We start from the raw sequence: 12,548 nt of genomic DNA, 5'->3' as shown, positions 1-12,548 counted from the left end.
CAAGAATAGAATCCTGCGCAAATCCCATGCCAAACGTCAGGGGTGACCAACTTACTTTAAAGTAAGTGCCATTAGGCGTTAGCCCCGGTTGTCTCTCAATCCGTATTTAACTGCATATCTTGTTATTTTCAGTTACAAAAATCAGTTCAATTCATTCCGTCTCATAACCCGACCCGACAATCCCCCACACCACCTCCTCCATCTTCTCCTGTCCTGCTTGCGAAAGATGAATCGAATCCAGCGTCGCATTGCCGCCCGCGAGGATTGACAGAAACACCCGTTTCAGCACCAGCCTCACGTCATGTTTCTTCGCCAGTCGCCTCTGAATCCGGCCAAACCCATGATAAAACGGAGGTAGTGGCACTTCCAGCAACAACCCCAGCAGCCAGACCCCCACCATGGCCTCAGCGGCTCCCTTCCGCCAGCGTTTCGTAAATAATGTGATCAACCAGAACACAAATCAGACAGAGAAACGCATTCACTTTTTTATCATGAGCACCCTGACTCATACTTTACTATCATAACAATGATTGGCTCAAATGAACCATTCATTTTCTGGTGCTGTCGCTTCGCTCCCGTATCATAGACCCAATTCGACTTCAATGGTTCTGCTGTAGGGTAAACCTCTTCAAATATAAAGAAAAAAGGGTGGGCCCGAATATAATTCGGGCCGAGCGCAGCGAGCAGGAAACTGACAGTGCAATCATTCAACTCAGCAAGTGGTATCCAATCCATGTCGCAACGGGAATTGAACTGATCCTCTTAATTCGAACGTGTACTCCGTCAATTTCCCATTGTCTGCGACAACACCGAATTACATTCGGTGCTACCCATTAAACTTCGATTATTATAAATCAGCGCGGGTGGGCCCGAATATAATTCGGGCCGAGCGCAGCGAGCAGGAAACTGACAGTGCCATCATTCAACTCAGCAAGTGGTATCCAATCCATGTCGCAACGGAAATCGAACTGATCCTCTTAATTCGAACGTGTACTCCGTCAATTTCCCATTGTCTGCGACAACACCGAATTACATTCGGTGCTACCTGCTGGTTGGATTAGATTTTACACTTTCTATTTTAGAATTTTCTCAGCCAGTCTAGCGGCTCTCTTATTTCGACTCAAAATAGCGTTTTTTGTTTAACAACGTTCCAATGCACATATTCAGTCCCCAACCAAGGGCGATTAAAGAAAACACCAGTTCCGCAAGAAAGCGACTGGGGCGAGACGAATTATCAATAACTGACTCAGCAGGATTCTGCGGATTTACATAACAGACTAATTCGTCACTCTTATTTTCCTGAAACAACTTGATCCTCTGATACAAGTCGCGGTGAAAAGAACCAAAATTGTCTCTCCCACGATATATGGATGCGCGATCGCCAGTATAAATTATCCCGTTAGTTTCGTATTCATAGATCACACTAACCTCTTCCGTATTATCTTCGCCAACAGAGAGTTCGACCTTCAATACCTTGATCACGGGTGTGGGAACAGTGTCCTTAAATTTGTAATAATCCTGTATGTCAGCCAGAAAATGAAAAATGAATAAATGTAGCCCGACTAAAGTCAGCACCGGACCAATCGAGATTCCCAGATAAAAATTCCGCGGACAATACAATTCCTTTTCTGTAGGAGGTTGCTCACTCGAACTGGTCTTCCATCCCAGCATTGATCTCGACCTTTTATCAAACCATAAACCGTTCATTTTGAAATAACATCCACGCCTTAAGTCCCCCGATAACTGCGGATCGTCAGACAGATCCCGGAGATGAAAACGACCAGCCACTGCCACCCTGATTCAGTCCACCATTGATATCCCATGGAAACAGTAGCCATCAACCAGAATGCTGTCATAAGCCATTCGCGGGTTGTCAAAGGCATGTCGGGATCAATGCTGCGTCGCCGCAGTTCCGAAAACGGTTTCCACTTTTCCTGCTGTTCAAGAGGCACCGCATTGCGCAGAAACGCAATAATAGCGTGTTGATCGCTCCGCTTGAAATGATCCAGATTGATCATGAGTTTGTCGGTCTCGGAATTGAGAATGATTTCGTCTGACATCGATAACCAGTTGAGGCCTGTAATCTCATCCTTCGCAAGCACGTTTGTCTCAGGACCGATCACCTGGGTAATCGCCTGCGGCGAGAGCGTCAGCCGAAACTGTCGCCAGTAAGCCAGACCCTGCCAGATACCTGACACACTGATTAGTATCATGACGACACTACCGAAAAGCGTAACCAACACTGATTTACTGGTGAAATTATCCGTTTTCGAGTAGAAATAATTGACCAGAAAAATACCGGCACCAATCCAGAAAACCATCACCACAACAGTCAAAACAGCAAACCAGGGTTTAGCTCGATAGCTCTGTTCTGATAAGATTTCATTCATGACAGTATTCTCGTCGATGATTCGATGTTACCAGGCTCCTGCCTGTCCCACTTCTCACGAGCGCCGCCAATCATGATTCCCACGATCGGCCCCAACACAAACGCAGCCGGAATCCCGTACAGTCGTGCCATATCAATGCAGGTGGTATCAGCCATTTTTGAATTATAAACCAGTGGCTCATTCCTGAGCCTGCTCCCCAGCAGCGCCCCACCTACGACCAGAGCCAGGCAACTCACCAGACCATACACCGCATGCCGCAACCAGGGTCCAAACTCAGCCGCGACGATAAAGGGACCCACCAGGGCCAGGATGCCCGTACAGCCCAGCATCACCACCTGCGTAAAACGGACTTGTCCCTGCTCGAACAATACGTCCGTTTGAAAATGACCTGGCTCGATCACATAATCTCTGGTCATTACTGTCAGGTAAAAGCCCAGAATGAACCCGGTAAAGACGCCGCCTAACACACCTTTCAGAATAGTTTCCACGAGCTTCATCGTTACAGTCTCTTTCAGAAAAGACACTTTAAATATCCACATAGTAGTCTAACAGAAAAAACGCCCGGTTCGAGAAATAATTCATCGTGCCCCGTCGGCCTCATTACCAGCTACCCAATTCACCCCACACACTGATTTCCTGCAAACAATCCGTGACAAATCCATCAACGCCTGCTAATATTTAAAGTAACTTAAATATTATTCTGATCCTCGCCAAATCCTCCCCCCGTAGAGAGCTGGTCCATGCCTGTACCAATACGGAACCTGATCCTGCCTGCAATCATCACGGTCTGCCTGAGTTCGTCTTTCTGGACGGAACTTCAGACCGTTTCAGCAGCCGAGCCCTCGAAAAAAACGCCGCGCATTGAATTCAACCGCGACATCCGTCCGATCCTCTCTGAAAAATGTCTGCACTGTCACGGCCCCGATCCCGCTACCCGGGAAGCCGACCTGCGACTCGATGATCCCGCTGATGTGAAACAGCCCCGCGACGGCTACGCGATCATCAACCCAAAAACACCTGTAGACAGTGAACTGCTCCAACGCCTGCTGACCACAGACACCGATCTCAAAATGCCACCCGCCGATTCCGGAAAAGAAATTTCCGCAGCGGAAATCCAATTGATACAGGCCTGGGTCGAGCAGGGGGCAGAGTATCAGCAGCACTGGTCTTTCATTCCGCCACAACGGCCCGAACTGCCCGCGGTAAAAGAAACGAACTGGTCACAAACAGCCATCGACCGCTTCGTACTCGCCCGTCTGGAACAGGAACAGTTACCACCGTCACCCCGCGCCGACAAAGCCACACTCTGCCGTCGTCTTTCGCTGGATCTGACCGGTCTGCCTCCCACACTCGACGAACTGGATACATTCCTCAACGATCATACTCCCCAGGCGTACGAAAAACTGGTCGACCGTCTACTCAGTTCTCCCCGTTACGGCGAACACCGGGCCCGCTACTGGCTCGACGCCGCCCGTTACGCCGACACCAGCGGATATTTCACCGACGAAGCATGGGAAATGTGGCACTGGCGCGACTGGGTGATCAACGCCTTCAATCAGAACATGCCCTTCGACCAGTTCACCATCGAGCAACTGGCGGGTGACCTGCTACCCACGCCCACACAAGACCAGCTCATCGCCACCGGTTTCCACCGCAATCACATGACCACCCTGGAGACCGGCATCATCGATGAAGAATACCGCGTCGAATACATCGTCGACCGTATCGATACGACGTCCACCGTCTGGATGGGTCTGACCGTCGGCTGCGCCCGCTGCCACGATCACAAATACGACCCGCTCTCCCAGAAAGAATTCTATCAGCTCTTCGCCTTCTTCAATAATACGCCCGAAACCGGTAATACCCACACCGTCGGCAATGCCAAACCGATTCTCAAGATTCCAACGAAAGACTATCTCGACCGCGAACAGCAGTTGAAAGACGAACTCGCAGCGCTCGCGCAGCAGCACCAGCAGCGCGAGACACAACTTAAAGCGCAACAGAAACAGTGGGAACAAACTGCACGCAGCAATCTCACGTCCCCTACATCTGATCAACTGATGATCCACGAACCGCTGAACGATATCACCGAAAGCAAGTCGCTCACCTCAATGGGCTCTGTCGAAATCAAACCGGGCTTTGTCGGTCAAGCGGCGAATTTCGACGGCAGCGCACTGTTGGAAAGCAACACACCGTTCCGCTTCAGTCGCGACAAACCATTTACGCTGGCTGCCTGGATCAACCCCGCCTCAGGCGGCCCCATCTGTCTGTTCTCACAAAACGACGATACCAACCACCTCCGCGGCTTCGATATCATGATCCGCAAAGGCAAACTCTCCGTCCACCTGATTCACAAATGGAATTCCAACGCCATCCAGGTCGTCACCGATGCCGGCATCCGCACCGGTCGCTGGCAGCACCTGCTCGTCACCTATGACGGCTCCTCCACCGCTGCCGGCGTTCGTATTTTTATCAACGGCGAACCGCAGGCCACCTCCGCCCCTTATGACAGACTCACCGGCGACATTACCGTCGACGAACCATTCCGCATCGGCCGCCGCAGTACCAGTGCTTTCTATAAAGGCGCACTCGACGACCTGCGAATTTACCAGCGCGCATTCTCCCCCGACGAAGCCCGGGAACTCGCCGACAGCCAGTTCCTCAACACGCTGCTCACGATCCCTGCCGAAAAACGGACCTCGCAACAGCAGCAGGAACTCCGCGACTACTACCTCAAAACCGCCGCCCCGGATTCCCTGCGTACCGCCGAGAATCAACTGGCTAAACTTCGCCGCAGATTGACAAAGCTGCAAAAAAACATTCCCACCACAATGGTCATGCACGAAAACGAAAAACCGCGGGAGACCTTCGTCCTGCTGCGTGGCGTCTACGATCAGCATGGCGAAAAAGTGACCGCCGCCGTGCCCCAGGTCCTGCCCGCATTCTCCCCAAAACTCCCCACCAATCGTCTCGGCCTGGCCCGCTGGCTCACCAGTCCCCAGCATCCGCTGACCGCCCGCGTCTACGTGAACCGGCTCTGGCAACAATTGTTCGGTGTCGGCCTGGTCAAAACGGTCGGCGACTTCGGTTCGCAGGGAGAGTGGCCCAGTCATCCGGAACTGCTCGACTGGCTGGCCGTCGAATTTCAGCAAAGTGGCTGGGATGTCAAACACCTGCTGAAACAGATTGTCCTCTCGTCCACTTATCAACAGTCCTCCCGCGTCACCGATGAATTGTACGAACGCGATCCCGAAAACCGTCTGCTGGCCCGTGGCCCCCGTTTCCGTCTCGATGCCGAAACTGTCCGCGACAACGCCCTGCAGATCAGCGGCCTGCTCGTCGCGAAGCAGGGGGGACCGAGCGTCAAACCATATCAGCCCCCCGGCCTCTGGGAGGCGGTCTCCTATGACGGCAATGTCACCTACGAGCAAAGCACCGGCGACGGTCTCTACCGCCGCAGCCTGTATACTTACTGGAAGCGTCAGAGCCCGCCCCCCGGCCTGATGGCCTTCGATGCCCCCACGCGCGAAACCTGCACCGTGTCTCGCCCCCGCACCAACACGCCGCTGCAGGCACTCGTTTTGATGAACGACCCCACCTACATCGAAGCCGCCCGCGTCCTCGCCACGCAGACCTTACAAAAACAGGCAAGTGAAGCAGAACGCATCGATTTCCTGTTCCGCGCGGCCACCAGCCGTCCGCCCGCTAAAGCCGAACAACAGATTCTCAGCCGCATCCTCCAGCAGCAAACGAGCATCTATCAACACGATCCCGCAGCCGCAGCAAAACTGATCAGCGTCGGCGAAACTCCGGTCGATAAAACACTGAAACCAAACGAACTCGCTGCCTGGACCATGCTGGCCAGCATGATTTTCAACATGGACGAAACCCTGACCAAACAATAACCGTGTTCACTCACAGGAACCGTCATGCAGATAGACCTGACTCAATTACAACACGATTTCACCCGCCGCCAGTTCTTCCGCTCCAGCGCGACCGGCATCGGCACCGCGGCCCTGGGTTCGCTGCTGAACCCGGATCTGTTCGCCAGTGAAACGCCGTCCGTCAGCAGTTCGCATTTCCCGGGCAAAGCCAAACGCGTGATCTACCTCTTCATGCATGGCGGCCCGTCGCAGATGGAACTCTTCGATTATAAACCCCGGCTTAAACAGTTGAATTCTACGCCGCTCCCCGATTCCGTTCGCGGCGATCAACGCCTGACCGGCATGACCTCCGGCCAGAAGTCCTTCCCCATCGCTGCCCCCAATCAGTTCCGTTTTCAGCAGCATGGCGAGAGTGGCACCTGGGTCAGCGATGCGCTGCCGCACTTCGCGAAAGTCATCGATGATGTCTGCGTGATCAAATCGATGCACACCGAAGCCATCAACCACGATCCCGCCGTCACCCTGATGCAGACCGGACACCAGCAACCAGGCCGCCCCAGTTTCGGTGCCTGGTCGAGCTACGGCTTAGGCAGCGAGAATCAGAACCTCCCTTCGTTTGTCGTCCTCATCTCAGACGGCAGCGCGTCCCGTCCCGCTGATCCGCTGTATGCGCGGCTCTGGGGCACCGGTTTTCTCCCTTCCAGCCATCAGGGGGTCAACTTCCGCAAAAACGGCGATCCGGTGCTGTACCTCTCCAATCCGCCGGGCATCAACGACGCCAGCCGTCGCGGCATGCTGGATGGGCTCGCCCAACTCAATCAACGCCAGTTCGACGATTACCGCGACCCGGAAATCCAGACCCGCATTGCCCAGTACGAGATGGCCTATCGCATGCAGACCTCGGTCCCCGATCTGACAGACTTCTCCAGCGAAACCGAACAGACCTTCGACCTCTACGGCGACGCTTCCCGCAAGCCGGGCACCTACGCGGCGAACTGTCTGCTCGCCCGTCGCATGGCAGAGCGGGGCGTGCGGTTTATTCAACTCTATCACCGAGGCTGGGACCAGCATTACAACCTCCCCAGTGATCTCCGCCTGCAATGCGGCGACATTGACCAGCCCACCGCAGCGCTGCTGACCGACCTCAAGCAGCGCGGCTTACTCGACGATACCCTTATCGTCTGGGGCGGCGAATTCGGTCGCACGATCTACAGCCAGGGCACCCTCACCAGCACCGATTACGGCAGAGACCATCACGGCCGCTGCTTCACCATGTGGCTCGCCGGCGGCGGCATCAAGCCCGGCATCTCCTATGGTGCGACCGACGACTTCTGCTACAACGTCGCCGAAAACCCGGTCCACGTCCACGACCTCAACGCCACCCTGTTACATTGTATGGGCCTGAACCATGAACGCCTGATCTTCAAACACCAGGGCCGCGACTACCGCCTGACCGACGTCCACGGCACCGTGATTGACAAGATCCTCGCATAGCACAATCAGACTCCTGCGTAGTGAATATCCGCCGGGTGGTACTGGTGGCTCGCCACCAGTGAAATCAATATCGACACCCGAACAACAAAAAAGGGTGGGCCCGAATAAAATTCGGGCAGAGCGCAGCGAGCAGGAAACTGTCAGAGAAGGCAAGCAAATCAGCACCGGATGTCCAACCTAACTGGTAACGGGAATCGAAGAGAGTCACCTGACTTGCAGGTGCACCCCGTCAGTTTCCTGTTGTCTGCGACAACACCGAATTGCATTCGGTGCCACCCGTGGTAACCTGAAATGGCATGCACTTCACTCAGACGCCCGAAGCTCCCCGCGTACCCGCACCAGGATTTCCCCCAGTCGATTGAGCCCGGTCCCCTCCTTGCCGCAGCCCCAGTAGTAATCACCGGGAGCATTCTCCACGATCTCCTGTTCCCCCGTCGACAGCAGCAGACTTTTCAGTTCCGCGTGTGTCTGAAACTTCTTGAGCACCCCCTGGTACATGATCTGATCCTTGATCTCTTCCCAGTCCGCCCGCAGGGGAACCTTGCGGCTCCGTCCCAGATTCGCAGCCTGCATCGCATTGTGCGCATTCCTGATCCGTTCGCGGTACACGTCATCCTCAAACTTCTGCGCCTGAAAATAATGCTCGACCGTCGGCCACCAGAGTTCGTCCCGTTCCACTCCGTGCGGCGAGAAGTTCGAAAACTCACCGTACTCGTCATTTTTCGTGTAGAAATAAATCGCCATCTTATCTGGTCAAATACGTGTATTACGAATTACGCAGAGGATTCGTTTCCTCAGGATGAAAATGGAGTCGATACTGATAGTAACGAAACCAGTCGACGGCATCTTCTACACTTTGACAAGCCCCTGCGCCAAAAGTTCGGTCGATATACTGAGCCGTGATGAAATTATATCCTGCCCGATACGAATTCAGCTGATGTGTGGTCATATCGCTGATATGCTCTACCGTCACCTGAAACCGTTCAGCCATCAGATACGTCAGCAGTTCTCCCCAGTGACTGCGCGTCTGGATGTACAACACAGGTCGTCCCGCCGAGATATCAGCTTCACTCTGTTGTTTACCGCGTTCATACTCAGTCGGGTCCATTTCGCGTAATGCACTACATTCTTCTTTAATAACAAACATATTACTCCTTACTACTAACAAATGAGGATTAACCATAATTTTTTTTTTGGGGGGGGGGTAAGCCCGAATGCAATTCGGGCCGAGCGCAGCGAGCAGGAAACTGACAGTGCTGGCAATCATCCCAGCACTTGACTTCCCCCAATACAAGAACAGCTTCGCAAAACATATTCTGATTTAGAAGTCTTCCCTGGCAGTTTCCTATTGTCTGCGACAACACCGAATTGCATTCGGTGCTACCCATTAAACTTCGATTATTATAAATCAGCGCGGGTGGGCCCGAATAAAATTCGGGCCGAGCGCAGCGAGCAGGAAACTGTCAGTGCTGGCAATCATCCCAGCACTTGACTTCCCCCAATGCAAGAACAGCTTCGCAAAACATATTCTGATTTAGAAGTTTTCCCTGTCAGTTTCCTATTGTCTGCGACAACACCGAATTGCATTCGGTGCTACCCATTAAACTTCGATTATTATAAATCAGCGCGGGTGGGCCCGAATGCAATTCGGGCCGAGCGCAGCGAGCAGGAAACTGACAGCGCAGGCAATGATCCCAGCACTTGACTTCCCCCAATGCAAGAACAGCTTCGCAAAACATATTCTGATTTAGAAGTCTTCCCTGTCAGTTTCCCGTTGTCTGCGACAACACCGAATTGCATTCGGTGCTACCCGGAGGTTGGTTGATTATGAATGATGCATCTCAATCAACGCAGCGATTTTCCGCACCAGCTTTTCCGCGGACTTCGTTTTCGCGACCACGCTGTATCCCGACCAGAAATCCCATTCCAGGCCGATCACTTTTTTCAGGTGTTGAAATTCCTGGAAGCGTTCCTCCACGCCCGTCACCAGTTCCCCCACGGGCTGTAACTGAAACTGGTTCACCACAAATTGTGTGATCTGCGGATACAGGTCTGCTTCGATGTCAAAAAACTCAATCGTCAGCCGCTGACTGGCATCCCGGTGTTTATGCATCTTGCTCAGCCTCAATCACCACCGCAGTTCCATAACACAGCACCTCCGTCGCCGAGCCTTTACTGACGACTTCCGAAGCGTCGTATCGCAGACCGACAATCGCATTCGCCCCCCGTTCCCGGGCATGTGCGAGTAAACGATCATACGCCTGCTGCCGGGCCTGCTCACACATTTCGGTGTAGGCACCGATCTGACCGCCCACAATATTCTTCAACCCGCCCATAAACCCCTGCGCAATCGTCGGCGACCGCACAATGATCCCCCGCACAATGCCCTTGTATTCCTTGATCCGGTAGCCTTCAATCGTAAACGTCGTCGTAACGGGCATGCTCATGTTGGTGGTTCCTGGCTGGTTTTTACTTAGTATCGCTGGCGGGAACATTCACGATTTGAATCAGTGTTTTCGTATCTTCTTTGCCGCGCGTGATCGAAATTGATATCGTTCCCACTTCGGGTTGATTCGTCAGCAGCAACTGAACCGAGGCCCCCTGTTCGCGAATGAAATGTTGAATGATCACAGTTTGCAGTTTCCCGTCCACTTCACGCTGTTGTGTCCAGTGGGCCGGCAGAAAAAGATCAGTCCCGGGGAATTCGCGCCCCAGGATCGACCAGTTAGGCGGCTCAAACCCACTTTTCTTCACATAAAACGCCACGACTTCCTGAAACGGTTTTTCGGACAGATACTGCCCCGTATCAGTTCTTCTGCTGACACTCTCCGCCTGATCTGGTTCTTTGAGGGAATAAGTCGTCTCCCCCTGTTCCCTGGCTTCCGCACCGGGAATCATCCACGACTCCAGTGGACTTTTCTCATCAGCCGCCTGCAGGGGAGTCAGCATCAGACAGAACAGAAACAGTAACATAAACCGCATCACAAACTCCTCGTATGAAGATTAAACACAAACGACTGACTACTGTGAAGATTCGCTTACCTTCGTCGTCCCCGCGACGATATTTTCAGGCAGCATGAACAGCCCGGTCGCGGTCGGCCCCGGATTTCCTGCGGCGGGCTGCCACTGTTTCACGATGGCTTTACCCGCGCTGTTTTTGAACGTGGTTTGAAACCGGTGTGGTTTCCCATTCGGATAAGTCACTTCCACAATGCCGATCACATGTTGGGGATACCGGGTATCCACGTCAATCGCATCCACCGAACCGGACGGCAGTGCCCGGGTGATTTCCGTCAGAGGCAGTTCCTTATACAGACTGTGGACGGCCCCCGCATTCTCCATCACCGCAAACGGCTTGGCCTGCTTCTCAACTTTGTGACTGCGATTGAATCCGAACAGCGCCACCACAACAGCCAACACAGCCAGCTTCACAAATATCCGCGTCACAGCGACTCCCCCTGACTTCCATTTCGGGAAGTTGACTAACAGTGCGACACAATTTGAAAAACACACGGGTGTGCCAGAACCAGGGCCGGAACAGAACAGCCTGAATCAGCCCACCCCATCATGCCATACTATCCGCCTGAACACAAGGGAGTATTCAGTCTGCCAGCACCGTATGTTTTATTCAGCCAATGCTTTCCTAAAGCTATGCTTTTGAATGCCGCACCACACCCATTTACATTGTCACCAATATCACTTACAATCGCCTCGACAGAAATTCGACCGAGGGGCGATGATGCAGATTTTGACACTCACCAGTTATATCAAAGCCGATCTGATTGCGCGGCTGTCGCGGGATGAGCTGCCGTCGGAATCGCTGACACTCGCTGCGCTCTCCGATCACTACAAAGTGAGCGTCACTCCCATCTATCACGCCATCAATGAGCTGATCGAAGAAGGGTACCTCTATCGCGAAAAGAACCGGCGGCTCTGTGTCAACAGTGACCGGATCGGAGATGCCCGCACTGCGGCGCTGTCACCACAGCCGGCCCCTCCCGAAGATCATTTCAAACGGATCACCGATGACCTGCTCACGATGAGCCTCAAAGGAGAATCGCTGTTTCTGCGGGAGATGGCGTCTGCGAAAAAGTATGGCATCAGCCGCACCAGTCTGCGGAATATTTTCAATCGCCTGGCGGGCGACGGCATGCTCGAACATGTGCCCCGCCGCGGCTGGAAACTGCGGTCGTTTAATCAGCACGATCTCGACGCCTTTATCGAAGTCCGCGTGGTGCTGGAACTCAAGGCCCTGGATCTCGCAAAAGGGAGACTCGACAGACAGGTCCTGCAAAAAATCCTCGCCGGCAACCAGGTTCCCGCCACCGATGACGAACCATTACAGATCGACAACAGTCTGCACGAATATCTGATCAAGCAGTCGGACAACTATTACATCATCAGTTTCTTCGACAGACACGGCCGCTACTTCGATCTGCTGTTCCTCTGGGAATCGAACGATCGTGCCGCCGCGATTCAGGAAATCCAGCAGCATCAGCGGATACTCACCGCGTTACTTGAGGAAGACTGGCCGACCGCCCGCAAAGAACTGGAGTTTCACCTCCGCAGCAATCATCCGGTGTTATCGCAGTTGAAACGCTGAGTGCGTTAACATCACGTGGTGACCAGATAGCGTTCATTGAATCGCTTCGATTGTGGTTCTCAAGAAAGCAACCGTTTCTCGACATTTGTATTAACCGGGCCTAACGCCTAATGGCACTTACTTTAGATCAGTGTGTTTCAATTTCTCTGGGGGCTTTTTTCTTTTTTCGAAATGGTC

13 protein-coding genes are annotated in these 12,548 nt (G+C 53.3%); 3 read left to right on the top strand and 10 right to left on the bottom strand.

Annotated features, from left to right (window positions below; all coding sequences use genetic code 11):
• Positions 1-151 precede the first annotated feature (151 nt).
• The 4 genes from ACN0YH_RS27670 to ACN0YH_RS27655 form a co-directional block, all read right to left on the bottom strand.
• Positions 152-448 (bottom strand): hypothetical protein, encoded by a 297-nt coding sequence (locus ACN0YH_RS27670; RefSeq protein ID WP_417382847.1) that lies wholly within the window; start codon positions 446-448, stop codon positions 152-154.
• A gap of 662 nt (positions 449-1,110) precedes the next feature.
• Positions 1,111-1,671, bottom strand: a complete 561-nt coding sequence (locus tag ACN0YH_RS27665) for a DUF3592 domain-containing protein (protein ID WP_417382846.1) — start codon at positions 1,669-1,671, stop codon at positions 1,111-1,113.
• 56 nt (positions 1,672-1,727) lie between these two features.
• Positions 1,728-2,390: a hypothetical protein gene (locus ACN0YH_RS27660; protein WP_417382845.1), complete on the bottom strand. Its 663-nt coding sequence runs from the start codon at positions 2,388-2,390 to the stop codon at positions 1,728-1,730.
• Positions 2,387-2,887 (bottom strand): hypothetical protein, encoded by a 501-nt coding sequence (locus tag ACN0YH_RS27655; protein WP_417382844.1) that lies wholly within the window; start codon positions 2,885-2,887, stop codon positions 2,387-2,389. The genes ACN0YH_RS27660 and ACN0YH_RS27655 overlap by 4 nt, the downstream gene beginning before the upstream one ends.
• Positions 2,888-3,130: 243 nt before the next feature.
• On the opposite strand from ACN0YH_RS27655, the gene ACN0YH_RS27650 reads away from it, so the two are divergent.
• On the top strand, positions 3,131-6,295 hold the full coding sequence (locus tag ACN0YH_RS27650; protein WP_417382843.1) for a DUF1553 domain-containing protein: 3,165 nt from the start codon (positions 3,131-3,133) through the stop codon (positions 6,293-6,295).
• A gap of 24 nt (positions 6,296-6,319) precedes the next feature.
• Positions 6,320-7,768, top strand: a complete 1,449-nt coding sequence (locus ACN0YH_RS27645; protein WP_417382842.1) for a DUF1501 domain-containing protein — start codon at positions 6,320-6,322, stop codon at positions 7,766-7,768.
• A 303-nt stretch (positions 7,769-8,071) separates the two neighbouring features.
• Here the strand turns inward: ACN0YH_RS27645 and ACN0YH_RS27640 are convergent, their stop codons facing one another.
• From ACN0YH_RS27640 to ACN0YH_RS27615, 6 genes are all read right to left on the bottom strand, one after another.
• Positions 8,072-8,512 carry an NADAR family protein gene (locus ACN0YH_RS27640; protein WP_417382841.1) on the bottom strand — a complete coding sequence of 147 codons (441 nt, stop codon included), beginning with the start codon at positions 8,510-8,512 and terminating at the stop codon, positions 8,072-8,074.
• Positions 8,513-8,534: 22 nt separating this feature from the next.
• Positions 8,535-8,915: a hypothetical protein gene (locus ACN0YH_RS27635; RefSeq protein WP_417382840.1), complete on the bottom strand. Its 381-nt coding sequence runs from the start codon at positions 8,913-8,915 to the stop codon at positions 8,535-8,537.
• Positions 8,916-9,593: 678 nt separating this feature from the next.
• Positions 9,594-9,881, bottom strand: a complete 288-nt coding sequence (locus ACN0YH_RS27630; RefSeq protein ID WP_417382839.1) for a hypothetical protein — start codon at positions 9,879-9,881, stop codon at positions 9,594-9,596.
• Positions 9,874-10,215 carry a YbjQ family protein gene (locus ACN0YH_RS27625; protein WP_417382838.1) on the bottom strand — a complete coding sequence of 114 codons (342 nt, stop codon included), beginning with the start codon at positions 10,213-10,215 and terminating at the stop codon, positions 9,874-9,876. The genes ACN0YH_RS27630 and ACN0YH_RS27625 overlap by 8 nt, the downstream gene beginning before the upstream one ends.
• Positions 10,216-10,237: 22 nt before the next feature.
• On the bottom strand, positions 10,238-10,750 hold the full coding sequence (locus ACN0YH_RS27620; RefSeq protein WP_417382837.1) for a hypothetical protein: 513 nt from the start codon (positions 10,748-10,750) through the stop codon (positions 10,238-10,240).
• A 39-nt stretch (positions 10,751-10,789) separates the two neighbouring features.
• On the bottom strand, positions 10,790-11,215 hold the full coding sequence (locus ACN0YH_RS27615) for a hypothetical protein (protein ID WP_417382836.1): 426 nt from the start codon (positions 11,213-11,215) through the stop codon (positions 10,790-10,792).
• Between the two features lie 289 nt (positions 11,216-11,504).
• On the opposite strand from ACN0YH_RS27615, the gene ACN0YH_RS27610 reads away from it, so the two are divergent.
• Positions 11,505-12,371 carry an FCD domain-containing protein gene (locus ACN0YH_RS27610; RefSeq protein WP_417382835.1) on the top strand — a complete coding sequence of 289 codons (867 nt, stop codon included), beginning with the start codon at positions 11,505-11,507 and terminating at the stop codon, positions 12,369-12,371.
• Positions 12,372-12,548 lie beyond the last annotated feature (177 nt).

The organism is Gimesia sp., assembly GCF_048262075.1.
Lineage (GTDB): Bacteria > Planctomycetota > Planctomycetia > Planctomycetales > Planctomycetaceae > Gimesia.
Note: the sequence above shows the minus strand (reverse complement) of the source record. Positions and strands in the feature narration are given on the sequence as shown.